Origin of the sequence: Pyxidicoccus trucidator (assembly GCF_010894435.1) — a bacterium.
GTDB lineage: Bacteria > Myxococcota > Myxococcia > Myxococcales > Myxococcaceae > Myxococcus > Myxococcus trucidator.
Genome location: NZ_JAAIXZ010000002.1, coordinates 728988 through 751562 on the forward strand (window position 1 = coordinate 728988; position 22575 = coordinate 751562).

General features: G+C 70.7%; 21 protein-coding genes. 13 read left to right on the top strand and 8 right to left on the bottom strand.

Annotated elements, in window-relative coordinates; all coding sequences use genetic code 11:
- Positions 1–162 precede the first annotated feature (162 nt).
- A complete protein-coding gene (locus G4D85_RS09500) occupies positions 163–570 on the top strand; it encodes a response regulator (protein ID WP_164010214.1) in 408 nt (135 codons plus the stop codon).
- 16 nt (positions 571–586) lie between these two features.
- On the opposite strand, the gene G4D85_RS09505 is transcribed toward G4D85_RS09500, so the two are convergent.
- Entirely contained in the window at positions 587–907 is a 321-nt protein-coding gene (locus G4D85_RS09505) for a PilZ domain-containing protein (protein ID WP_164010216.1), read from the bottom strand.
- Between the two features lie 227 nt (positions 908–1134).
- Here G4D85_RS09505 and G4D85_RS09510 point away from each other — a divergent pair, with 227 nt between their 5' ends.
- The 11 genes from G4D85_RS09510 (at position 1135) to G4D85_RS09560 (ending at position 10086) form a co-directional block, all read left to right on the top strand.
- On the top strand, positions 1135–1623 hold the full coding sequence (locus G4D85_RS09510; RefSeq protein WP_164010218.1) for a hypothetical protein: 489 nt from the start codon (positions 1135–1137) through the stop codon (positions 1621–1623).
- Positions 1624–1638: 15 nt separating this feature from the next.
- On the top strand, positions 1639–2124 hold the full coding sequence (locus G4D85_RS09515; protein ID WP_164010220.1) for an ATP-dependent helicase HrpB: 486 nt from the start codon (positions 1639–1641) through the stop codon (positions 2122–2124).
- Between the two features lie 12 nt (positions 2125–2136).
- Positions 2137–2940 (top strand): flagellar M-ring protein FliF, encoded by an 804-nt coding sequence (locus G4D85_RS09520; RefSeq protein WP_164010222.1) that lies wholly within the window; start codon positions 2137–2139, stop codon positions 2938–2940.
- Between the two features lie 22 nt (positions 2941–2962).
- The gene (locus tag G4D85_RS09525; protein ID WP_164010224.1) at positions 2963–3445 is read left to right on the top strand and encodes a hypothetical protein; all 483 of its coding nucleotides are present in this window, start codon (positions 2963–2965) and stop codon (positions 3443–3445) included.
- A gap of 147 nt (positions 3446–3592) precedes the next feature.
- Positions 3593–4738: a type III secretion system cytoplasmic ring protein SctQ gene (sctQ, locus tag G4D85_RS09530; protein WP_240359167.1), complete on the top strand. Its 1146-nt coding sequence runs from the start codon at positions 3593–3595 to the stop codon at positions 4736–4738.
- Positions 4735–5172 carry a flagellar biosynthetic protein FliO gene (locus G4D85_RS09535; protein ID WP_240359168.1) on the top strand — a complete coding sequence of 146 codons (438 nt, stop codon included), beginning with the start codon at positions 4735–4737 and terminating at the stop codon, positions 5170–5172. The genes sctQ and G4D85_RS09535 overlap by 4 nt, the downstream gene beginning before the upstream one ends.
- Positions 5169–5900: a type III secretion system export apparatus subunit SctR gene (gene sctR, locus G4D85_RS09540; protein WP_164010229.1), complete on the top strand. Its 732-nt coding sequence runs from the start codon at positions 5169–5171 to the stop codon at positions 5898–5900. Before G4D85_RS09535 ends, sctR begins: the two co-directional genes overlap by 4 nt.
- A gap of 4 nt (positions 5901–5904) precedes the next feature.
- On the top strand, positions 5905–6174 hold the full coding sequence (locus G4D85_RS09545) for a flagellar biosynthetic protein FliQ (RefSeq protein WP_164010231.1): 270 nt from the start codon (positions 5905–5907) through the stop codon (positions 6172–6174).
- Positions 6171–6965: an EscT/YscT/HrcT family type III secretion system export apparatus protein gene (locus G4D85_RS09550; protein ID WP_164010233.1), complete on the top strand. Its 795-nt coding sequence runs from the start codon at positions 6171–6173 to the stop codon at positions 6963–6965. Before G4D85_RS09545 ends, G4D85_RS09550 begins: the two co-directional genes overlap by 4 nt.
- Complete coding sequence (locus G4D85_RS09555; protein WP_164010235.1) at positions 6962–8011, top strand: EscU/YscU/HrcU family type III secretion system export apparatus switch protein; 1050 nt, start codon at positions 6962–6964, stop codon at positions 8009–8011. Before G4D85_RS09550 ends, G4D85_RS09555 begins: the two co-directional genes overlap by 4 nt.
- Positions 8008–10086 (top strand): flagellar biosynthesis protein FlhA, encoded by a 2079-nt coding sequence (locus G4D85_RS09560; protein WP_164010237.1) that lies wholly within the window; start codon positions 8008–8010, stop codon positions 10084–10086. The genes G4D85_RS09555 and G4D85_RS09560 overlap by 4 nt, the downstream gene beginning before the upstream one ends.
- 16 nt (positions 10087–10102) lie before the next feature.
- Here G4D85_RS09560 and G4D85_RS09565 read toward each other — a convergent pair whose 3' ends face one another.
- From G4D85_RS09565 to ligA, 6 genes are all read right to left on the bottom strand, one after another.
- Entirely contained in the window at positions 10103–10456 is a 354-nt protein-coding gene (locus G4D85_RS09565; protein WP_164010239.1) for an HU family DNA-binding protein, read from the bottom strand.
- A gap of 125 nt (positions 10457–10581) precedes the next feature.
- On the bottom strand, positions 10582–11967 hold the full coding sequence (locus tag G4D85_RS09570) for a YhjD/YihY/BrkB family envelope integrity protein (RefSeq protein ID WP_164010241.1): 1386 nt from the start codon (positions 11965–11967) through the stop codon (positions 10582–10584).
- A gap of 434 nt (positions 11968–12401) precedes the next feature.
- A complete protein-coding gene (locus G4D85_RS09575; RefSeq protein ID WP_164010243.1) occupies positions 12402–15236 on the bottom strand; it encodes an Rne/Rng family ribonuclease in 2835 nt (944 codons plus the stop codon).
- Positions 15237–15785: 549 nt separating this feature from the next.
- Positions 15786–16229 (bottom strand): DUF3052 family protein, encoded by a 444-nt coding sequence (locus G4D85_RS09580; protein WP_164010245.1) that lies wholly within the window; start codon positions 16227–16229, stop codon positions 15786–15788.
- On the bottom strand, positions 16226–16513 hold the full coding sequence (locus G4D85_RS09585; protein WP_164010247.1) for an acylphosphatase: 288 nt from the start codon (positions 16511–16513) through the stop codon (positions 16226–16228). The genes G4D85_RS09580 and G4D85_RS09585 overlap by 4 nt, the downstream gene beginning before the upstream one ends.
- Positions 16514–16525: 12 nt before the next feature.
- On the bottom strand, positions 16526–18550 hold the full coding sequence (gene ligA, locus G4D85_RS09590; protein ID WP_164010249.1) for an NAD-dependent DNA ligase LigA: 2025 nt from the start codon (positions 18548–18550) through the stop codon (positions 16526–16528).
- 644 nt (positions 18551–19194) lie between these two features.
- Here ligA and rho point away from each other — a divergent pair.
- Positions 19195–20820: a transcription termination factor Rho gene (gene rho / locus G4D85_RS09595; RefSeq protein ID WP_205525483.1), complete on the top strand. Its 1626-nt coding sequence runs from the start codon at positions 19195–19197 to the stop codon at positions 20818–20820.
- A 457-nt stretch (positions 20821–21277) separates the two neighbouring features.
- Here rho and G4D85_RS09600 read toward each other — a convergent pair whose 3' ends face one another.
- Positions 21278–22504, bottom strand: coding sequence for an AI-2E family transporter (locus tag G4D85_RS09600; RefSeq protein WP_164010251.1), 1227 nt, complete (start codon positions 22502–22504; stop codon positions 21278–21280).
- Positions 22505–22575: the final 71 nt, after the last annotated feature.

Consider the following 22575-nt stretch of genomic DNA (forward strand, 5'->3'; position numbering starts at 1 on the left):
TACGTATGGGCGATGCGGGTGACACCCGACAATCGACGTAACCACCCTGTTGCGTGGGGGCCCCCCGGGGCTATACCGCGCGCCGCAGGTGGCACCGGCATCGGGGGGTGGCGCAGGCCCGCGAGCCATCCCGCAGTGGTCTCGAGTCGCGTCCGGAGAACCATGGCTGGCAATTACCAGGCACCCTTCCACATCCTGCTCGTCGAGGATGAACCGGTCATCCGAGAGCTGGTGCGCTCGATGTTGAGCGATGGCTCCGTGGACGTGGTGTGCGCGGCCAACGGGCTGGAAGGGCTGAAGCTGGCGCGCAGCCAGACGTTCCACCTCATCCTGATGGACGTGGTGCTGCCGCAGCTCGACGGCATCTCCGTGTGCCGCATCATCAAGAGCGACCCGGCCACCTCCTACGTGCCGCTCTACATGCTCACCGCGAAGGCGAAGAAGTCAGACATGGAGAGCGCCACGCTGGCTGGCGCGGATGGCTACATCCACAAGCCCTTCCGCGGTGCGGAGTTGATGGCGCTGGTGGAGCGGCTGCGAGCGGGGCCGGTGAAGACCGAGCCCGCCTGAGCCTTCGTCCAGCCCCTCAGGGCAGGCGCGGGTGGAGGAAGCGCGCCAGGGCGATGAAGTCGTCCCAGTCCAGCTCGCCGAACTCCAGTGCCACGCCGTCCACGTCGCGGCGCCGGATGCTGCACCTGGTGACGATTTCGCGGTCGCCGGGCAGGGGCACGGCGATGGTGAGCTCCCGCATGGTGTCCGCGGGGTGGGCCTGGAGGAACAGGCCGGCCATGGACACGTCTCGCGCCCGGACATTCACCGTCCGGCCCGCCAGGAGCACCTTCACGGGGATGTCGGCCTCGACGCGCGGGTGGAAGCGCTCGACCGTCTTGGGGTCAGTGGGAGTCATCACCGGTGCATCTCCTCTGCGTGCGACAGGGTGCGACAACTCTGAGGCACGCGGCAGGAGAGGCAAGTTTCCGTCCGCCCCGTCCGTCCCGTGGGACGGACCCTCCTCCCGGACCGTGGAGGGTGTCGTCCCCTCGCGTTCGGGCCATGTGCTTGGGATTGCTGGGCTTTCGTTCTGGCACGCCGGCTGAAGAAGGCCCTCCCGCAACCCACCGCAGGAGGCGGCCCATGGACCACGACAAACGGATTCCCTCGCTGACCATCACCCACACCGTGCAGCGGCAGACGCCGAAGGACGAGTTCGGCACGGTGCTGGCGCGCGCGGCACAGGAGGTGGTGCGCTCGGGCGCGGGAATCGTCGGGGGGATGATTCCGGCGGGCCCCATCGTCAGCGCGGCCATCTCCAGCACCCGGGCGGTGGTGTCGGCCGTGGCCACCACGCCGGGCTCCGCGAGCACCACGGTGCCGGTGGCGGGGGGCACGGGCAGCGGCGGGAGCGTGGGGGGCGCGGGCTCGACGGGCGCCACGGGCAGTGGGGACGCGTGGGACTTGCTGGAGGCGCAGCGGGCGCTCAGCGCGGACGGCCAGAAGTTCAACATGGCCTACCTGCAGCTCCAGAACGAGATGCAGAAGGAGAGCCGCGAGCACAACGCCATCTCCAACATCATGAAGGTCCGCCACGACTCCGCGAAAGCGGCCATCAACAACATCCGCTGAGGAGCCGCGCGAGCCATGGCCATGGACAAGGTGGGCCCGGTGGGCGGAGCGGGCGTGTCGCCCGCGGTGGAGCCTGGACGGGAGCGGTTTGGGAAGGTGCTGGAAGAAGCGCGGGGGCCTGCCCGGGGCGCCGGGTTGCCGGTGGCCACGGAAGGGCCGCCGGGGAATGCGCCCGTGGAAGCCCCACGCGGAGCGAGCCGGGCGGAAGCGGTGGGCCGGGCCTCACCGGGCTGCGCGGAGGTGAAGCCGGGCGCGCGGGTGGACTCGGTGCAGGCGGCGCGCGAGCAGCAGGCGGCGCAGGTGTTGGACCGGGTGGGGCAGGCGCAGAAGCGGTTGGACACCATCCTCAAGCTCGCGGAGTCCGGCCGCACCTTCACAGCAGCGGAGTTACTCGCGCTGCAGGCCCACGTCTACCGGGCGAGCCAGGAGCTCGACCTCGCCGGCAAGGTCGTCGAGAAGGCGACCGGCGGCGTCAAGCAGGTCCTCCAGACCCAGGTTTGAGGAGCACCCATCATGCGATTCCCTCCCCGACGCTGTCTCATCTTCCTCCTGCTCCTGGGCGCCAGTGCGTGCCGGGAGCGCATCCAGCACGGCCTGGACGAGCGGCAGGCCAACGAGCTCCAGGCGGTGCTCATCGAGCGCGGGCTCGACGCCCGCAAGGTGCCGGAGGCCGGCAAGAAGCCCACCTGGTCCATCGAAGTCACGGACGAGCAGTCCTCGGACGCGGTGCGAATCCTCGCGGAGCTGGGGCTGCCGAGGCCCGCGGAGGAGGTGGGGTGTGACGTCTTCGGTGGGGGAGGGCTGGTGCGCACGCCGGTGGAGGAGGGGGTCTGCCGGGTGCGGGTGCTGGAGCGGGGGCTGGAGAAGACGCTGCAGACGGTGGACGGCGTGCTGCTGGCGCGTGTCCACCTGGTGGTGCCGGCGCCACCGAGGCCCGGTCAGGTGCCCACGCCGTCGAAGGCCTCGGCCATGCTGCGCGTGGCGCCGGGGAGCGCGGCCCGGGTGCGGAAGTCCTCGGAGACGCTGCGGACGCTCATCGCGGGAGGCGTGGAGGGGCTGGCGCCGGAGTCGGTGTCGCTGCTGGTGGACGAGGTCTCCTCGCGGGTGGAGGTCCCCGTGGGGGTGGGCGTGTCGCCGCTGACGAGGCTGCGTGCGCTGCTCGCGGCGCTGGGCGTGGTGGTGACGGGGCTGGCGGTGGCGCTGGTGCTGGTGACGCTGCGGATGCGCCACTACCGGGACCGGGCCTTGGTGCCGCCCTCGACGCCAGCGCCCGCGAGGCCGGTGCTGACGCCAGGTGCGGCTCGCAAGGTGGCGTGAGAGGCCAGGGGAGGGCGTCACCATGGAAGCGACACGTGTGGGCCGGGCCACCCGGCCGAAGGCAAAGACGAAGCCCGTTCAGCTTCCGCCGCGAGAGGAGGCGCCTCCTCCAGCCGGACCTCTTCCGCCCCTGGCCCTGCCGCTGGAGCGCTACGCGCTGGTGGCGTGGGTGCTCGGACGGGAGCGCGCGGCGGAGTTGCTGAGCGGGCTGGGGACGCGCGAGGCGGAGCGGGCGAAGGAGCACCTGCTGCGCATCTCGGGAATGTCCTCGGCGCAGCGGCAGGCGAAGGTCGCGGTGGAGTTCGGGGAGCGGGCCGATGCCGCCGCGAGGCTGAGGGGGGTGATGGAGGAGGTGTCGGAGCCGCTGCGCCGGGAACTCTTCCGTCGCCTGCCGCCCTACCACCGGACCCTGTTCCCGGAGCGTCAGCTGGAGCCCGTCGATGAGGCCAGTCCGCCCGCGCTGGGCGCCCTGGCCGAGCGGCTCATCCGCGAAGCCACGCGCTGAGTCTTTCCGCGGAGCCGTCCCGGCCCGCGTACCCGGCATCCCGTATCCGGATGCCGCGTCTCTTCAACCCCTCGACTTCACGGGCGCGGCACCTGGCGGGTGCCGTGCACGGGTGGGGTGTGTCCCAACGCCGCCAGGGAGCTTGCGATGAACATTGATGCCGAGCAGTCCCCCACCAGGAAGGTCCGCCCGTTGCGGCGGCTGGGCTCACGCCGATTGACCCGGGCGCACCTCGCGCTCGCCGAGCGTCCCCGGGCGGCCGAGCTGGGCCGGGAGGCACTGGGCGTGGTGGCGGACGTGCTGGCCCGGGAGCTGGGCTGCCCTGTGACGGCGCGGGCGCGGCTGCTGGAGTCAGCCGTTCCACCGGCGACAGGCCTGGCGCAGCCGGCGGTGTTCGCGCTGCTGGAGCTGTCGGCAGTGGGCGGCATGGGAGTCCTGGAGCTGGAGCCGGCCCTGGCCTTCGCCGCGCTGGAGCGCATCGCTGGCGCGGGACAGCGGCCGGGCGTGGTGACGGAGCTGGCGCGGCTGGAGGAGGCGACGCTGGCGTACCTGCTGTTGCTGGCGCTCTCCGCGGTGCGTTCTCAGGGAGGGCTGAACCCGAGGCTTGGGCCGAGGCTGTCAGGCGTGACGATGCGGAGGGCGGACGTGGTGGCGCGGCTGGACTGCCGGCAGTCGCTGGTCGCCATCGAGCTGTCGCTGACGGTGGGGACGGTGAGCGCGGGAGCGCGCCTGCTGGTGCCGGCCCCGGTGCTCCAGACGGTGTTCCAGGAGCTGCCGGTGGAGCGCGGCGCGGACATCGCCCCGGAGGTGCTCGCGGCCTCGCTGGAGGCGCGGTGTCTCATCGGACAGACGCCGCTGCCGGCCACGGCGCTGGAGGCGCTCGTGGTGGGGGACGTCGTCCTCTTCGAAGGGGTGCGCCGCGAGTACGGGCGCCTCCTGGGGAAGGGGCGGCTGGTCACCCGGGGCTTCGCGTTGGCGGGGGACTTTCTCGCCGAGGGCTTTTCGCTGACCCGCGCGCAGGGACGCGCGTTTTCCCAGGAGTCGGACATGGTGGCTGTGAACGAGAAGAGCGAGGGCATGCCCCCGCTGCCGGTGGACGTGGAAATCGAGCTGACGCGGGTGATGGTGCCGCTGTCGGAGCTGGCGGCGCTGAAGCCGGGTGCGCTGCTGCCGCTGCACATCAACGCCAACGAGCCGGTGTTGCTGCGCGTGGGGGACCGCGCGGTGGCCCGTGCGGAGCTGGTGGAAATCGAGGGCGAGGTCGGCGCCCGTGTCCTGGCGCTGCTGCCGTGAGCCGCCCGATGAACAACCTGCTCTCTTCCCTGTCTCCCCGCGCGCGCCTGCTGGCGGCGGGGGCCCTCATCCTCGGATTGGCGGCGCTCGGGCCACTGGGGGGCCTGTCCATGACCGCCGCCGCTCGGTGGCTGCTGGGCGCGGTGGCGCTGGGGGGCCTGGGTTGGTGGCTGCATCGCCGGGGCTCCGCGGTGCCGGGCATTCCGACGATGGAGCGGATGAATGTCGTCTCCCGGGCGGGGCTGTCGCCGCGTTGTGGGCTGGCGCTGGTGGAGGTGGACGGGCGCGGCTACCTGGTGGCCTTCGGTGACTCGTTCGCGGAGATCCGCGAGACGCAGGAGCAGGAGGTGGTGTTCGCGGGGGCGCTGGCCCAGGCACGCCGGCCGATGCCGAAGCGGCGGGTTCCAGGGCGGGGAAAGGGGGTGGGGCGATGAAGCGCGTGCTCCTGGGCATGGGGCTGTTCGTCCCAGCCGTGGCCTCCGCGGCGGAGGCCTCGCTCTCACGGATGTCCTACGCGGGCAGCCCGCTGTCGATGATGGGGATGCTCGCGCTGATGTCGCTGCTGCCGTTCGCGGTGCTGATGCTGACGAGCTTCTCGAAGATCGCCGTGGTGCTGTCGCTGGCGCGCTCTGCGATGGGGACCCAGCAGGCACCGCCGACGATGGTGCTGACGGGGCTGGCGGCGGTGCTCACGGGACACATCATGGCCCCCGTCATGGAGCGCATGTACGACGCGGGGCAGGTGGCGTACTACGAGGCAGAGGCGGGCTCGGGGGCGCAGCTCCTCTCCGCGGCGTCGCGGGTGGCGGAGCCACTGCGCTCGTTCCTGGTGAAGCATGGCAGTCCGGAGGAGCGGGCCCGCTTCGTGGACCTGGCGCGCGAGCTCCGGCCGCCGGAGGAAGCGGACGCGGTGCGGGAGACGGACCTCTTCGTCGTGATTCCCGCCTTCGTCATTACCGAGTTGAAGGAGGCCTTCCAGATTGGCTTCCTCGTCTTCCTCCCGTTCCTGGTGCTGGACATGGTCATCGCCAACGTGCTGCTCGCGCTGGGGATGCAGACGCTGTCACCGAGTCAGGTGAGCCTGCCCTTCAAGATCCTCCTCTTCGTCGCCGTGGATGGCTGGGCGCTGCTCGCGCGTGGCCTCATCCTCGGCTACCGGTGACACCATGACCCAGGACGTCCTGCTCACCCTGGGGCGCGAGGCGCTGCTGCTGATGGTGCTCGCCTCGCTGCCGCCCATCGGCGCGAGCCTGCTGGTGGGCTTCCTGTCGAGCCTCTTCCAGGCCACCACGCAGCTCCAGGAGAGCACCCTCGCGGTGGTGCCCAAGCTGTGCGCGGCGGTCCTCGCGCTCGTCCTCGCCGGGCCGTGGATAGCCGGGCAGCTCACGCGCTTCACCCACCAGCTCCTGTTGCTCATCGCCGAGGTGGCGGCATGAACCTGGAGCCGCTTCGCCTCTGGCTGGAGGCACTGGGGCCGGACATCGTCGTGGTGGCGCTGTGCGCCGCGAGGCTGGTGCCCATCGCCTTCCTGTGCCCGCTGCTGGGTGGGCAGGCCACGCCCACGACAGTCCGTCTGGCGCTGGTGCTCGCCCTGGCGCTCTTCCTGCGCGTGGAGGCAGGCGTGGCCCTGGCGGAGCCGGTGGCGTCCACGCTGGAGCTGGCGGCGCTGGTGATTCGCGAGCTGGTCTACGGGATGTCGGTGGGGCTCGTCGCGGCGCTGCCCTTCGACGCGGCGCGGATGGGCGGGCGCTTCATCGACCTGTTCCGGGGCACGTCGGCGGAGGCCAGCCTGCCGGCGGCGGGCAGCCGAGAGTCGGCCACGGGGGATGGGCTCCACCACCTGCTCGTGGCGCTGGTGGTGTCGGGCGCGCTGTTTCCGCTGGTCCTCTCTGGCCTGCTGCGTGGCTTCGGGGTGGTGCGGCTGGGGGCTTTCGTCCCGACGGAGGCGGCCACGCTGCATGTCGTCGTGCTGGCGGGGGGCGCCATGGCCACGGGGCTGGCGGTAGGGGCTCCGGTGGCGGCGGCGGTGCTGGCGGTGGACTGCTTCCTCGGACTGGCTTCCCGGGCGGCACCGCAGGTGAACCTGCAGGAGGTGGGGGCACCCCTGCGGATTCTCGGAGGAGGCGCGCTGCTGTGGCTGGGCACGGGCGTGCTCTGTGAGCGGTTGCTGGCGGGCGTGCTCTCCACGGACGGAGCCCTGACCCTGCTGGGCGAGGTGGCGCGGTGAGTGGCGAGAAGACGGAGCAACCCTCCGCGAAGCGCCTCCGTGAGGCGCGGCGCAAGGGACAGCTTCCGCGCAGCCGGCTGCTGACGTCCAGCGCGGTGACGTTGGGAGGACTGCTCGGCTTCACCGCGTTCGCATCCGAGGGCTTCCTTCGGCTCCAGGCCTGGACGGCGCGGTTGTTCCTGGAGCAGCAGGGCCTGGGGGCATGGCAGGAGGGACTGTGGATTGCGGCGCGGCTCTGCGGACCCGCGTTGGGTGGAGCGCTCGTGGCCTCGTGCGCGGTGTCGGTCGCGACCGTGGGCTTCGAACTGGAGGCGAGCCATGCGGCACCGAAGCTGGAGCGCATCAGCCCGGCGGCGGGCTTGAAGCGGCTGTTCAGCATGCGGCCGCTGGTGGAGATGGCGAAGGCGCTTGCGGTGGTGGCTCTCGTGGCGGTGCTCGTCTGGAGCGAGGTGGAGGAGCTCGGCCCGGACGCGCTTCGCGCCTCCTGGCTGGGAGGCACCGAGGGCATGACGCTGTTGGTGGAGCGCCTCGGGCAGCTCGCCACCCGGCTGGCCTGGGTGGTGCTGGTGCTGGGCGTGGGGGACTACGCGCTCGCGCGGCGTCGCCACGTGAAGGACCTGATGATGAGCCGCGAGGAGGTGAAGCGCGAGCACAAGGAGAGCGAGGGTGACCCGCGTCACAAGGGTCAGCGGCGGGCGCTGCACCGCCAGCTCGCGCAGGGAGGGCCGGCACGTGGAGTGCAAAAGGCCACCGCCGTGGTCATCAACCCCACGCACCTCGCGATTGCCCTCCGCTACGACGTCCAGGAGTGTGAGGCGCCCTACCTCGTGGCCAAGGCCCGCGAGGAGGACGCCCTCGCGCTCCGGGAAGAGGCGCGGCGGCTCGGGATTCCCGTCGTCCGGGACATCCCGTTGGCGCGCAGCCTCATCCACTACGACCTCGGCGAGCCCATCCCCGAGGAGCTGTATCAGGCGGCCGCGGTCGTCCTGCGCACGGCGATGGAGGCACGAAGCGTGGACGACCATCCACGAAGAAGGACGCCATGAAACTGCTCTCGAACCTGTTGCTGAAGGCCCGGAAGTCCTCGGATGTGGTGCTCGCGGTGGCGATGGCCGCCGTGCTGGGCGCCCTCATCATTCCCCTGCCGGCCTGGCTGCTGGATGCCGGGCTCGCGGTGAACCTGGCGGTGGCGGTGGCGCTGCTGGTGGCGGCGCTCCGCGCGCGCGACGCGCTGAAGGTGACGTCCTTCCCCACGCTGCTGCTGTTCACCACGTTGTTCCGACTGGCGCTCAACGTGTCGTCCACGCGGCTGGCGCTCGCGGAGGGGCACGCGGGTGAGGTCATCCAGGCCTTCGGCGAGTTCGTGGTGCGGGGGGACTACGTGGTCGGCGCGGTGGTGTTCGCCATCCTCACCCTGGTGCAATTCCTGGTGGTGGCCAAGGGCGCGGAGCGCGTCGCGGAGGTGTCCGCCCGCTTCACGCTGGATGCGATGCCGGGCAAGCAGATGTCCATCGACGCGGACCTGCGGGCGGGAGCCATCGACCAGGCCCAGGCCCGTCGGCGTCGGCGGGACCTGGAGCGGGAGTCGCAGATGTTCGGCGCCATGGATGGCGCAATGAAGTTCGTGAAGGGCGACGTGGTGGCGGGCCTCGTCATCGTCGGGGTGAACCTGCTGGGAGGCACGGTCATCGGCGTGCTTCAGGGCGGCATGTCGCTGTCCGAGGCCGCGTCGACCTTCGCGCTCATCGCCATTGGCGACGGGCTGGTGTCGCAGGTTCCCTCGCTCTGCATCGCGGTGGCCGCGGGGCTCGTCGTCACGCGGGTGGCCTCGGAGAAGGAGGAGGACACGCTGGGCTCGGAGATTGGCTCGCAGTTCTTCGGAGAGGCCCGGACGCTCTGGGTGGTGGCGGGGCTCTGTGGGGCACTGGCCTGCATGCCGGGCATGCCGCACCTGACGTTCCTGGTGCTGGCGGCGGGGCTGGGCGGGCTCGGCTACGCGCTGAACCAGCCCGGGCTCCTGGCGGCGGGAGTGAAGGACGGTGACAAGGCGGGGGCACCGGGAGCGGCCCCAGCGGCGGGGGCGGCGGGTGCTCCGCCAGAGAGTGCCTCGGTGCCCGTGGGCGTCTCACCGCTCACCCTGGATTTGGCACCGGACCTGACGGTGCTGGCGGAGGAGGAAGGCGGCGCCTTCGTCCACAAGACGCTGAACGCGGTGCGGGACGAGCTGTTCTTCGAGCTGGGCGTGCGAGTCCCCGGCATCCGCGTGCGGACGCAGGCCGCGTACCTGTCGCCCGGGGAGTACCGCATCCAGGTGGACGAGGTACCCGCGGGTGGAGGCCAGGTCGTTCCGGGCGCCCTCTATGCGCTGGCGCCCCCGGATGAGCTCGCGTTCCTCCAGGTGAAGGCCGAGCCCGCGGTGGAGCCCGCCACCGGCAGGGCCATCAGTCGAATCTCGGAGGCCGGGCGCGCCCTGCTGGAGACGGCGCAGGTGCCCCTGCGGCGTCCGGGAGGGCTGCTCGCGGACCACTTGAGGAGCGTGCTGCGAGCGCGCGCCGCGGACCTGCTGGGGCTGCAGGACGTCCAGGGGCTGCTGGAGGGACTGGAGTCCCAGTCACCCGTCCTGGTGAAGGAGGCGCTGCAGAAGGTGCCCCTCCCGCTGCTCACGGACGTGCTTCGCAAGCTGCTCCAGGAAGGCGTCAGCATTCGGGACTTGCGCGCCATCCTCGAGGCGCTCGTCTCGCCCACCACGGAGGGGGACGCCGTCGCGCTCGCCGAGCGCTGCCGTCAGGCGCTGCGCCGGTACCTCAGCCACAAATTCGCTCCGACGGGGCCCCTCTACGCCTACCTCGTGGACCCGGAGGTGGAGGAGGTGCTTCGGGCCACGGGGACCCGGGGGCCCGCGCCCGACCCGGAGCGGGTGGCGGAAATCCTCGAAGGGGTGCGGCAGGTGGCCACGGGCGGGAGGGCGGTGCTGCTCACCGCGCCGGATGTGCGCCGGCCCCTGCGCAGGCTCTGTGAGGGCGCCTTCCCGGACGTGGCGGTGCTCACCTACGGCGAGCTGGAAGGGGCCCTGCAGATTCGTCCCATCGGCCGGCTGTCGCCCGTGCCGATGGGGCGCTGATGCCGTCGGGAATGGCTCAGAGTCCCGTGCCGGTGCTGCCGGGGCTCTTGCTCTCGGAGACAGGGGACAGGTCCGTCTGGGCCTGCTGGGGCGGCGGACGGTTGACCCGGTCTCGCAGCTCCTTGCCCGTGCGGAAGAGCAGGCCGCGCTTGGGCTTCACCGGGATGACCTGTCCCGTCTTCGGATTGCGGCCCTGGTAGCCCTGGTAGTTCTTCACGTGGAAGGCACCCAGGCCGCGAATCTCGATGTTCTCCCCGCGGCAGAGGGCATCCTTCATCGACTCGAAAATCGTCTCGATGGTGGCCTCAGCCTGCTTCTGCGTCACGCCCCGCTTGGCGACGAGGATGTTGATCAGATCGGACTTGAGCATCGGACGCTCCCGCAAACCCGGTGACCCCTTGGAAACAGGGCACTCTGGCCCTCGGTCGAATCCTGAAAACATAACAGAACGCATCCCCCATGCAAGCGAGGTGGATAGCCAACCACCCAGAACCTCTACGGATTTCCGCCAGCCGCAACCCTTCGAGGTGGGGCGGGCACGGCCTCGGCCAGTCCCGGACGCAGTGGCACCACGAGGTCCAGCCACCGGGTGCGGCGCAGCATGTCGAGGCCGGCACAGTCGGCCGCCTGGAAGAGGGGCTCCATCTGCTCGAAGCCGGGGGCGCGGGGGCCTTCCCAGCTCTCGGCGTCGCCGCTGATCATCACCCCGTGCACGGCCAGCGTGGTGTCCGCCAGGGTGAGGGTGGCCGGGTCCCTGGCGGGACGGACGCCGCCCCGGCGCAGGCGCTCCAGCAGCTCTGCTTCCACCATGCGGTCGACGACCTCGTGGACGAGCGACTCGGGGACCCGGAGCCGGGTCGCCAGTTCGCGGGGCGTGGGAGCTTGCGTCCCATCCACCCAGGCCAGCGTGGCCTCCTGGGCGATGCGGGCGCCTACCAGCTCGTACGCGCGCGGATGGCTCCCGAAGGCGAAGAGCGAGTCCCGGAAGGCGGCGTGCTCCACCGCGTAGGAGAGCCGCGCGCCGAAGAGGAGCAGCAGCCAGCTCACGTACACCCAGGCGAGGAACAGGGGCAGGGCGCTGAGGGAGGCGTAGATGGGGTTGTGGCGGAAGCTGCGGACGGCGAACTCGGCGTAGACCTGCTTGGCGACAATCCACCCGAGGCCGGCCACCAGTCCTCCCGCGAGCGCCGAGCGCACCCGCACGTGGGAGTAGGGCGTCCAGTAGTACAGCAGGGTGAGGCTGGCCACGGCGATGAGCGTGGTGCCCAGCAGGATGAAGGAGGGGGCGTGGGGCGCGTGGCTCTGCAGGAAGTCGCGGACCTTGCCCGTCCCGGAGAAGGAGACGGCGAGGAAGAAGGGGCCCAGCACCAGGAGGCCCGCGTAGATGAGCAGGCGCACGCCCCACGGACGCTGGCGACGGATGCCCCACAGCTCGTTCACCGCGCCATCGAGCTGTCGCAGCAGCGAGCCCGCCGACAGCATGACCGCGAGAAAGCCCGCGCTGCCGATGGCGATGCGGTTGCTGGGCTGCAGGAACCGGTCGAGGAACACGGACGTCTTCCCCACCACCCCGGGGTCCAGCAGCTCGCCCACGACGCGGCGCAGCTCGGCCTTGAAGCCGTCCTGGTGGAAGGCGGTGAGCAGCACCAGCGCCACCGTCAGCAGCGGCACCAGCGAGAACATGCTGATGTAGGTGAGCGCGGCGGCCCGCAGCCGGAGGTTCTCCCCGCGGAAGCCCTGGGCGACGGTCCGCGCCGCCATGAAGGTGTCCGTCGCGAAGCGCCCCACCTGGGTGGCTTCGAAGGGCGTCCAGAGCCGGACGGCCCAGGCCTGCGCCCTGGCGCGAGTCGCCCTCAGCCACGGAAGCGGATTGGCCGTCATGGCTCCCCCCTGTCGCTCCGGCGCGCGCCGGCCCGGGCCCACCCGCGGAGCGCGGTACGGTGCCTGTCAAGGGGCGGCCCGCTGGGGAGATAGGAGGAAATCATTCCGTGGGAGCTGGCCGGGCCCGGAGCTGACAACGCCCCGCGGCACGGGGCCACAGGGTAGCCAATTCGAGGCCCCCGGGGCCAGCCCACCCCAGGTCGGGTGGACGGCCAGCGCCCTGCATCCGACACCGCCCGGGCGCTCCTGCCTGGCAGACCCCGCCGGGCACCCACGGCGCGATAGCCCTGGCTGGGACGCCCAAGGCCCCTTACAGGAGCCCGCGGAGCCCGCGCAGGAAGGACCCACGGCGCGGGGTGAAGCAGGACGCCTGCTCCCTGGCCCTTGGCTTCTTCACGAAGCGTCAGGGCCGGGAGCCGACTTCACTTCGAGACTCAGGTCGTGCCGCCGCCCGACGGCTCCGAGCCGCCCGACGACGTGGGCGGAGTCGGAGGCGTCGGTGCGCCACCGCCTTCGCTTCCACCAGAGCCGCTTCCACCAGACGAACCCTGACCGCCGCCGCGCTCGCCGCCACGGTCCCCGCGCTCACCCCGTGACTCACCGCCACGGCGCTCGCCCCGTTCACCACCCCGGTCTCCGCCGCGCTCACCGCGCTCGCCACCGCGCTGTTCGCCGCCACGGTCTCCGCGCTCGCCACCACGCTGCTCGCCGCCACCGCGCTGCTCGCCGCCACCGCGCTGCTCGCCGCCACCACGCTGCTCGCCGCCCCGGTCGCCCCGGGGACGGTCGCCGCCCCGGTCGGGACGCCGGCCATCGCGCCTGTCACCGCCCCGGTCACCACCACCCCGGTCGCCGCGCTCACCGCGCTCGCCACCGCCACGGTCGCCGCGCTCACCACCACGGTCCCTGTCGCGGCCGCCGCCCCTGCGGCCCTGGTCCTGGCGCCCGTAGCCACCGCCGCCGTTGCTGTCCGGCTTGCGCTGCTGCATGGCCAGCTCGCCGTCACCGGAGCCCGGCGACGAGGCCACCTTGTGCTCGGGGCCCGTGGCCGAGCGGCCGTAGATGTCATACTGCTCGCGGTGGTAGTTCTGCTGCGCCTTGACCTGGATGGACTTGTTGTACCGGTCCATCAGGTGGCGCAGCTCGTTGCGCTCCTCGCCCTGGAGCAGCCGCGCGACTTCCGCGTTGCAGTTGATGACCAGCGTGGAGTCCTTGTAGCCCGGAGCCTCGCGGCGAATCTCCCGGAAGATTTCGTACGCCACCGTGGTGGCCGTCTTCACGAAGCCGTTGCCGTCGCAGTACGGGCAGTCCTCGTGGAGCATGCGGCCGATGGACTCGCGCACGCGCTTGCGCGTCATCTCCACGAGGCCCAGCTCGGAGATGCGCAGCACGTTCGTCTTGGCCTTGTCGCGGCCCAGTGCCTCCTGCAGCGACTTGAAGACCTTGTCCCGGTTCTGCGCCTTCTCCATGTCGATGAAGTCGCAGATGATGATGCCGCCGATGTTGCGCAGCCGGAGCTGGTAGACAATCTCCTTGGCCGCCTCGACGTTGATCTTCGTAATCGTCTCTTCGAGGCTCTTCTTGCCGACGTAGCGGCCCGAGTTGACGTCGATGGCGGTGAGCGCCTCGGCCTGGTCGATGATGAGGTAGCCGCCGCTCTTCAGCCACACCTTGCGCTGGGTGGCACGCTGCAGCTCCTGCTCGATGCCGTACGCGTCGAAGACGGTGTCGTCGCCCTCGTGCAGGGCCACCCTGTCCCGCAGCGCGGGGTCCTGTGCGGTGACGAAGCCGAGGATGCGCTCGTACTCCTCGCGGTCATCGACGACGAGCTTCTCCACGTCATGCGCGAAGAGGTCGCGCGTGGCGCGCAGGATGAGGTCCAGGTCCGGGTGCAGCAGGCCGGGGCCGCCGCGCTTCTCGTTACGGCGCACCACCTGGTTCCACACCTCGATGAGGAACCGGATGTCGCTCTCCAGCTTCTCCTGGGGAACGTTCTCCGCCACCGTGCGGACGATGAAGCCCGTCCCGGGCGGGCGCAGCTTGTCCACGATTTCGCGCAGCCGGCGGCGCTCCTTCTCGTTGGAGATGCGGCGGCTGATGCCCACGTGGTCCACCGTGGGCATGAACACCAGGTGACGGCCGGGGATGGAGATGTGCGAGGTGAGGCGCGCGCCCTTCGTGCCGATGGGGTCCTTGGAAATCTGGACGACGACCTCCTGGCCCACCTTCAGCAGGTCTTCAATCTTGTCCGTCCGGCGCTGCTTGGGCTTCTCCTTCTCGTCGTCGCGCTTGTCGCGGCGCTTCTCCTCCGGCGGGCGCCGGCCCTTGTCCTTCTCGCGGTCCTTCTCCCGTCCCTCCCGGGCGCGGGGCTCGCGAGCCTCCCGCGCCTCGCGGGGCGTGCGGCGCTCACCGGAGACCTCGGCGGGACGCGCGGCCTGGGCCGGCGCGGACTCGGCGCCAGCGGGCGGGGGGATGATTTCGCTCAGCGCGGTGGCGGAGGCCGGCGGAGGCTCGGGCGGCAGCATCGCCACGGCCAGCGCCGCGGCGGTGAGGCTCTCCTCGGAAGGGGCCGATGCGGCCGACTCCACGGAGGTGGCCGCGATGGCCGCCTCGGAGGAGCCCTCCGAAACAACGGGCGCGGGCGCCTCGGTCATCGGGGCGGTCTGCACCGCCTCAGTCACTGGAGCCGCCGGGGCGGGCGCCTCGGAAGGAGCTACCGCCACCTCGGGAGCCGCGCTGGCCGCAGGGGCCTCCACGGCGGCCGGCGCCTCGGCCTCGGCGTCCACCGGAGCGGGAGTGCGCTCCGGAATGCTCACGGCCGGCGCGTTGGCGGCCAGCTCCATGACGGTGTCGCGGGGCAGGGACTCGGACACGGGGAGGTGCGCGGCGGGCTCGCCGGCCACCTCCTCCACCTCGGCCTCCACCAGGGGGTGGTGGACGTGGGCGGCCTCGGCCGCGTCGGCCTCGGACTCGGTGGGGACTTCCGGCGCGTCCTCGTGCTCGCCCTCGGTCAGCTCGAACTGGGCGCGCGCGAAGTCGGGGTCGTAGACGACGTCACTGACGTAGAGGAAGGCGGCCTTCTCCAGGCCGATGTCCACGAAGGCGGCCTGCATGCCCGGGAGCACCCGGACGACCCGACCCTTGTAGATGTTTCCGACGACTCCCTTGTCCTTCTTACGCTCGAGGTAGAACTCCGCGATGTGGCCGCCCTCTACGAGCGCCACGCGCGTCTCGCGACCCGCGGCGTTGATGACCAGGATGCTGCTCATGGATGAATCCTGCACGCGCGCGCGGTAGGGCGGACCTCACCGGACGGGAGGCGGCAAGACGCCGCGCCTCCGAGCACGCTGCGAAGGGAGAGGCGGCCGCCGGCGGACCTCCAGCGTAGCGGGCCTGCCCGGACGTTCCGGGTGCGGCTCGCGTCATGCTGTCGAGGACCGAGGGGACCACCGCCTGCTCCTCCGAGTTCATGTCGCCCCGCATTGCGACCGGCACCGTGCCGGGCGAGGCCTTGTCTTCAAAACGCGTTCGAGCCCCTCCACCACGCGCGTGCCGCCCGCTCTTCTATCCGCACCCGGTCGGTGCCCGTCGTGGGCCACCTTGGGGGGGCGACTGGAGCCTCGGTGCAGCCGGCGCGCCCGGATGAGACCGGAGACGCAACCCGTCAAAATCCCTACCGGACCTGACCTCCGACAACGCGGAGCGTCACACAACCGTCCAGAAACACGAGGAGTTTTCCACTCCCCGCCCGCTGTGTAAAGCCGAGAAACGGCATCCATCCACTGTCTGGCAGAAGCAGGCACCTGTCCGGCCGGGCTTCAGGCCTGGGCGGGGACCTGCTTGCGGCCCTCGGGCTTGTCCAGTCGCCCGCGAGGCCGGCGGACGAGTCTCAGGCCCGTCCAGGTGGCGTCGATGGTGCAGATTTTGTTGTCCACCAGGCCGATGTCGAGGGCCGCGTGGCGGACGAAGTCCTCGGAGAGGCTCGTCTTGACGCCCTCGCCGCCGGGCCAGCACACCCAGATGCCGCCCGTCAGGGCCATGGCGCGCGCCAGGGCGGGCAGGCGCTGCACCAATTCCTGGGCGTCCGAGGTGAAGAAGAGGATGACATCCAGGCCTGTGACCGCGGTGATGAGGAACTCCACCCCATCCGGCAGCGGGTTGAGCTTCTGCACGAAGCCCCGCGGCGGGTTGATGACGGAGACCTTGGACCCGGCCCGGATGCCCAGCATGGCCGGCAGGGATGCCAGCGCGTAGGGCGTCATGACGTGCGCTCCACGATGAATTGACTGAACTCGCCAGTGGCTTCGCCGTCCATACGCTCCACGCCCGACACCCTAGCCTGGGTTGGACCGCGCTGACACCAGCGGATGAATTCTTCCAGCACTGCGGGCGCTCCCTCCACCACGGCCTCCACGGCGCCGTCGGAGCGGTTGCGCACCCACCCGGTGAGCCCCAGGCGCACGGCTTCGGTGCGGGCGCTCTCCCGGAAGAAGACGCCCTGCACCTTGCCCTGGATTCGCAGCGTTACCCGCCGCGTGCCACTCATGGACCTGAAGCCTCACCCTCTGGCGTTGGCCTGCAACAACTGCAGGAACGCCTGCTCGTCCAGGATTCTTACCCCGAGTTCCTGTGCCTTCTTCAGCTTGCTACCGGCATCGTCGCCGGCAACGAGAAAATCGGTCTTGCGCGAGACACTTCCCGCCACCTTGCCACCACGCCGTTCAACCTCCTCCTTGGCCTGCTCCCGCGACATGCCCGTCATGGCCCCGGTGAGCACCACCGTCTTGCCCACGAAGGGGCCCCCGGTGGCGACCTGGGGAGGAGCGGGGGAGACGCCCGCCCGCAGCAGGGCCTCCACGGCCTCGCGGTTCTGCGGCTCCTGGAAGAAGGCGTGGATGACCTGGGCCATGACGGGGCCCACGTCCTTCACCCGGGTGATGTCGTCCAGGCTGGCGGTGAAGAGCATGCGCACGTCCGGGAAGGCCTCGGCCAGCGCCTTGGCCGTGGCGTCGCCCACGTGGCGGATGCCCAGCGAGTAGAGGAAGCGGCGCTGGGTGGTCTGCTTGGAGCCCTCCACTGAAGCCAGCAGGTTGTCGGCGCTCTTGTCCCCCATGCGCTCCAGCGTCAGCAGCTTCTCCCGGGTGAGCGCGTACAGGTCGGCGAAGGTCTTCACCGTCCCCGTGGTCACCAGTTGCGCGGCCAGCTTGTCGCCCAGTCCTTCAATGTCCATGGCGATGCGGCTGGCGAAGTGGCGGACCTTCTCCACCAGCTGCGCGGGGCACGAGGCGCCGGTGCAGCGGATGATGGCCCCGTCCTCGTCCTTCACCGCCACCGCGCCGCACACCGGGCAGTGCTTGGGGAACTCGAAGGGCTTGGAGTCCTGGGGGCGCTTCGACGGCACCACGGAGACGATTTCCGGAATCACGTCGCCGGCGCGGCGCACGAAGACGGTGTCGCCCTTGCGCACGTCCTTGCGGCGCAGCTCGTCCTCGTTGTGCAGCGTGGCGCGTCCCACCATGACGCCGCCCACCTTCACCGGCTTCAGGTGCGCCACCGGGGTGAGCGCGCCGGTGCGGCCCACCTGGATGCCGATGTCCTCCACCAGGGTGGACTCCTCCTCTGGAGGGAACTTGTAGGCCACCGCCCAGCGGGGACTCTTGGAGACCTGGCCCAGGCGCCGGCGCTGGTCCTCGTCGTCCACCTTCACCACCATGCCGTCAACCTCGAAGGGCAGCCCGTGGCGGCCCTTGAGCGAGTCGTCATGCGCCTTTCGTACGCCGTCGATGCCCTCGGCGCGGACGTAGCGGTTGATGGGCAGGCCGAGCGTCTTGAGGTACTCCAGCTTCTCGATGTGCGACTTGAAGTCCGGCACGCCGTCGCCGGGGACGCACTCGTACAGGTAGACGGACAGCGGGCGCGCGGCCGTCTCCTTCGGGTCCAGCTGACGGAGGCTGCCCGCGGCGGCGTTGCGCGGGTTGGCGAAGAGCGGCTCGCCCTCCTCCTCGCGCTTCTCGTTGAGCTTCTGGAAGTCCGCCTTGCGGATGAACACCTCGCCGCGCACCTCCAGCAGCCCGGGCACCTTCACGCCGTCCTGCGGGAGCAGCTCCATGGGCAGGCTGCGGATGGTGCGCAGGTTGGACGTGACGTCCTCGCCGGTGGTGCCGTCGCCGCGCGTGGCGCCCTGGACGAAGACGCCCTTCTCGAAGCGCAGGGAGATGGCGAGCCCGTCCAGCTTGGGCTCGCACACGTAGGTGACGCCAGGCAGCCCGAGGAGCTTGCGGATGCGCTCGTCGAACTCCTGGAGGCCCTCGTCGTCGAAGATGTTGGCCAGCGAGAGCATGGGGACGCGGTGGACCACCTCCCCGAACTCGTCGACGGCCGCGCCGCCCACGCGCTGGGTGGGCGAGTCCGGCGTCTGCAGCGAGGGGTGCTTCTCCTCCAGCCCCTGCAGCTCGCGCATCAGCTTGTCGTATCCCGCGTCGCTGATCTCCGGCGAGTCGAGCACGTAGTAGCGGTAGTTGTGGTGTGCCAGCTCATGGCGGAGCTCGCGGGCTCGGGCTTCGGCTTTCTGGAAGTCGTCCACGGTGTGCGGTCCTTGCCTTGAATCTCGGTCGCGCAATCTAGAGCGCCTGACCGACATGGCGTGACGTCCTTCCGCGGATGCGTTGAAGCGGGCCCGGGCCCACCACCTTGGGGGTAGGGCACCTCGCGGAAGGGACGTTCCGTTCCGCCCACGGCCCCGCCCCGGGGCGGCGCGGGCCGGGGGCCCACTTCCTGGGGAGGGGGCGGGGGCCGGCCCCCGGTGATGGAGGGGGTGGGGTGGGGAAGGGGAGGCGGGGCCGGGGTGTTGCATCCGGACGCGGGGGCTCCACACGGCAACCCGCGGCGTCCTTGATTCGGAGGCCGGAACCCGCCAGGACGCCAGGACGTCCGCGGAAATGGGCCGGCCCCGCTCCCCTGTTGGCCATCAGGAAGAGGCGGGACCCCGGACAGCAAGGATGCCTTGACAGGTCCGGAGGGGGTCAATAACGTCCCCCGGCGGTTCATGGCGCAGGTGTTTCCCGGCGCCGTCTCTCCCAACCAACAGGCTCTCGCCCGCGCAGTCCCGTGCAGGGATTCCGGCGGAGCCGTCCTCCTGGAAGGTGCTTCCGAGGGCCGCGCGGACATTTCCCCGGCATACCCCCCGTCTGACTCCTCGGTCGCTCCGCTCCCCCAAGCGTTACAGCCATGCGTAAAGCCCGAACTTCGAGAGAAAAAGTCGCCGCACCTGACGTGGTCGCCGTCGAGGCGGACGCGGAGAAGCCCCGTCGCAAGCGCGCCGCGGCGAAGACGGTGGACCGGGACGACACGGAGAAGCCCACCCGGACCCGCCGCGCCCGACGCGACGACGACGAGGTCGCGGAGCCCGAGGTGGCCCCCGAGCCGCCCCGCCCGGTCCTCACCCCCATTTCCCGGCCCGTCCGCGACGACGACATCCAGGAAGCGCGCATCTCCGGTGGCGACGAGGAGCAGCCGGCCGCCACCCTGCCGCCCCCTCCGGAGGCCCCGGAGGCCCCCGCCTTCACGGAAGTCACCCGCGACGGCGCGCCGATGCAGGTCATCAAGCTGAATGACCTGAAGCGGATGAAGATTACCGACCTGGCGAAGATGGCCCACGACGTGGGCATCGAGGGCTACCAGGGGCTGAAGAAGCAGGACCTCATCTTCGCGCTGCTGGGCGGCATCGCCGACAAGCGCTTCGAGGTCCATGCGGAGGGCGTGCTGGAGCTCTTGAGCGACGGCTTCGGCTTCCTGCGCAGCGCGGACAGCGACTACCAGCCCAGCCCGGACGACCTCTACGTGTCCCCGTCGCAGGTGCGCCGCTTCAACCTGCGGCCCGGCGACACGGTGACGGGCCCCATCCGCCAGCCCCGCGAGGGCGAGCGCTTCTTCGCGCTCCAGAAGGTGGACAAGGTCAACTTCGCGGACCCGATGTCGGACGCGGCGCGCGAGCGCATCCTGTTCGACAACCTCACGCCGCTCTATCCGACGCGCAAGCTCAAGCTGGAGCATGAGTCGTCGGAGATGACCACGCGCATCATCGACATGTTCTGCCCCATCGGCCTGGGCCAGCGCTGCCTCATCGTCGCGCCGCCGAAGGCCGGCAAGACGGTGCTGCTGCAGAACATCGCGCACGCCATCAGCCGCAACCACCCGGACGTCTACCTCATCGTGCTGCTCGTGGACGAGCGCCCGGAGGAAGTGACGGACATGGAGCGCAGCGTGCGCGGCGAGGTGGTGTCCTCGACGTTCGACGAGCCCGCCACGCGCCATGTGCAGGTGGCGGAGATGGTCATCGACAAGGCCAAGCGCCTCGTCGAGCAGAAGTACGACGTCTGCATCCTCCTGGACTCGATTACGCGTCTGGCGCGCGCCTACAACACGGTGGTGCCCGCGTCCGGCAAGATTCTGTCCGGCGGCGTGGACGCCAACGCGCTCCACAAGCCGAAGCGCTTCTTTGGCGCCGCGCGCAACATCGAGGAGGGCGGCTCGCTCACCATCATCGGCACCGCGCTCATCGACACCGGCAGCCGCATGGACGAGGTCATCTTCGAGGAGTTCAAGGGCACCGGTAACTCCGAAATCGTCCTGGACCGGAAGCTGATGGAGAAGCGCATCTTTCCGACGCTGGACATCAACAAGTCCGGCACGCGCAAGGAGGAGCTGCTGCTCACTCCGGGCGACCTGGTCCGCATCACCGCCCTGCGCCAGGTGCTGCACCCGTTCACGCCGATTGATGCGATGGAATTTGTGCTCAAGCACATGCGTCCGACGCCGTCGAACGCCGACTTCCTCGGCTCGATGAACCGGTAAGCCACCGGGAAAAGGAGCGCCATGCGCCGCCCCCTGCTCGTCCGCCTGCTCACCCTTGTCGTGGGGATGACACTCGGAGGCCTGGCAGGGTGCGACCTTGGCACCTTGGACCCACCGGTGGGTGACCCTCCACCGGTGCTATCCAATCGCACCTGTTACACGGATGACGATTGCGTGGCCGACGCCTGCTGCGGCCTGGGCACCGCCGTGACGCATGCGGAGGACGGCCCGAGCTGTGGCGGCGTCTCGTGCACCGGGGGCTGCCCGGCGAACTCCATTGAGTGTGGCCGCTGCATCCCGACGTGCCGCCAATCGCGCTGCTCCGCCGCCTGCACTGCGGACCCGTGAGGGGTGAGCCCCGGCGGGCGTGCCGTGTCTGTCTCGTCCGCGACGATTGCGTGCGCCGGAGCGTATCTCTCTGGCGCCGCTCCCTTTGTCCCTGCCGGGTTTTCGATGCTCACGCCGCGGGAGGCCGCGCCGCTTGCGAGTCCACCGCGGCCACGGCCGCCGCCGGCTGGGCCTTGAGGCGTGCGTAGTCGAAGCACGCCACGAGGATGGAGGCGACGGGCACGGCGAAGAGGGCGCCCATCAGCCCGAAGAGCCGCTCCCCGGCGATGAGGGAGAAGGCGACGATGACGGGGTGGAGGTGCGCCGCCTGGCCCATGATTTTCGGGTTGAGGAAGTACGCCTCCAGCGCGTGGATGCCGACAATCCACGCGAGAATCGCCAGCGCCTTGCGGAAGTCGTCCGCGAGCGCGATGAGGACGATGGGCACCGAGCTGAGGATGGTGCCGAAGATGGGGATGAGGCTGAAGAGCGTGGCGATGGTGGCCAGCAGGAACGCGAACTTCACGCCGAACAGCAGCAGCCCCACGAAGGTGAGCGCGCCGTTGACGATGCAGATGGTGACCTGGCCGCGCACCACGCCGGACAGGGAGCGGTCGATGCGCTGGACGAGCTGGCGCGCGTCGCTGGCGAGCTCGGGCGGAATCAGCGTCCCGAAGTAGTGACGGATGGCCTGCGCGTCGATGGAGAAGAACGCGCCCACCATCAGCACGAAGAACAGCATGAAGACGCCGGCGGCCACTCCGGCGACGATGCTGCGCGACACGTTGACGATGTCACCCAGGTTCTCCTGCACCAGCGACGAGACGCGCTTCACCGAGTCGCCCAGCAGCTGCTCCAAATCGAGCGCGAGGCTGAACTGTCCCGAGCCGGCCGCGGCGTCGGCGCCCTCGAGCGCGCGCGTGGAGAGGGCCACGGGGATGCCCCGGTTGCTGAGCCACGTCTCGGCGCGCTGGGCCAGCTCCTGCACGTGCTCCGGGGTGAGCGTGTTCGCGAAGGCCATCGCGTCCCGGCTGACGCGGGCCAACTCCCGGTAGAGCTGGGGCACCAGCGCGACGAAGAAGAGGTACACGCCCACGAAGAAGCCGGCGTAGATGAGGAGGATGGCCACCCAGCGCGGCACGAGCCGGCCCGCCACCTTCAAGCGGGTGATGCGCGCGACGAGCGGCTGCACGAGGTAGGCGATGAGCGCCGCGCCGGCGAACGGCATCACCACCGAGCGGAAGGTGACCAGTGCCGCCACGACAGCGAGCCAGAGCCCCGCGAGGATGAGCAGTCGCTTGCGGCGGTCATTCGTGGGAGCGGGGGACGCGCTGGAGGAATCCAGGGGATGCAACATGGGAACGGGCTTACGGCAGTGCCTCCCCCCTGACAAGTGCAGGCGCTCCCCGGTGGCCTCCCGTGACGCGG

Bases quoted from the DNA above. Each gene is read 5' to 3' on its own strand.
- G4D85_RS09500 (WP_164010214.1), top strand. From the start codon at position 163: ATGGCTGGCAATTACCAGGCACCCTTCCACATCCTGCTCGTCGAGGAT.
- G4D85_RS09505 (WP_164010216.1), bottom strand. From the start codon at position 907: ATGACTCCCACTGACCCCAAGACGGTCGAGCGCTTCCACCCGCGCGTC.
- G4D85_RS09510 (WP_164010218.1), top strand. From the start codon at position 1,135: ATGGACCACGACAAACGGATTCCCTCGCTGACCATCACCCACACCGTG.
- G4D85_RS09515 (WP_164010220.1), top strand. From the start codon at position 1,639: ATGGCCATGGACAAGGTGGGCCCGGTGGGCGGAGCGGGCGTGTCGCCC.
- G4D85_RS09520 (WP_164010222.1), top strand. From the start codon at position 2,137: ATGCGATTCCCTCCCCGACGCTGTCTCATCTTCCTCCTGCTCCTGGGC.
- G4D85_RS09525 (WP_164010224.1), top strand. From the start codon at position 2,963: ATGGAAGCGACACGTGTGGGCCGGGCCACCCGGCCGAAGGCAAAGACG.
- sctQ (WP_240359167.1), top strand. From the start codon at position 3,593: ATGAACATTGATGCCGAGCAGTCCCCCACCAGGAAGGTCCGCCCGTTG.
- sctR (WP_164010229.1), top strand. From the start codon at position 5,169: ATGAAGCGCGTGCTCCTGGGCATGGGGCTGTTCGTCCCAGCCGTGGCC.
- G4D85_RS09545 (WP_164010231.1), top strand. From the start codon at position 5,905: ATGACCCAGGACGTCCTGCTCACCCTGGGGCGCGAGGCGCTGCTGCTG.
- G4D85_RS09550 (WP_164010233.1), top strand. From the start codon at position 6,171: ATGAACCTGGAGCCGCTTCGCCTCTGGCTGGAGGCACTGGGGCCGGAC.
- G4D85_RS09560 (WP_164010237.1), top strand. From the start codon at position 8,008: ATGAAACTGCTCTCGAACCTGTTGCTGAAGGCCCGGAAGTCCTCGGAT.
- G4D85_RS09565 (WP_164010239.1), bottom strand. From the start codon at position 10,456: ATGCTCAAGTCCGATCTGATCAACATCCTCGTCGCCAAGCGGGGCGTG.
- G4D85_RS09570 (WP_164010241.1), bottom strand. From the start codon at position 11,967: ATGACGGCCAATCCGCTTCCGTGGCTGAGGGCGACTCGCGCCAGGGCG.
- G4D85_RS09575 (WP_164010243.1), bottom strand. From the start codon at position 15,236: ATGAGCAGCATCCTGGTCATCAACGCCGCGGGTCGCGAGACGCGCGTG.
- G4D85_RS09580 (WP_164010245.1), bottom strand. From the start codon at position 16,229: ATGACGCCCTACGCGCTGGCATCCCTGCCGGCCATGCTGGGCATCCGG.
- G4D85_RS09585 (WP_164010247.1), bottom strand. From the start codon at position 16,513: ATGAGTGGCACGCGGCGGGTAACGCTGCGAATCCAGGGCAAGGTGCAG.
- rho (WP_205525483.1), top strand. From the start codon at position 19,195: ATGCGTAAAGCCCGAACTTCGAGAGAAAAAGTCGCCGCACCTGACGTG.
- G4D85_RS09600 (WP_164010251.1), bottom strand. From the start codon at position 22,504: ATGTTGCATCCCCTGGATTCCTCCAGCGCGTCCCCCGCTCCCACGAAT.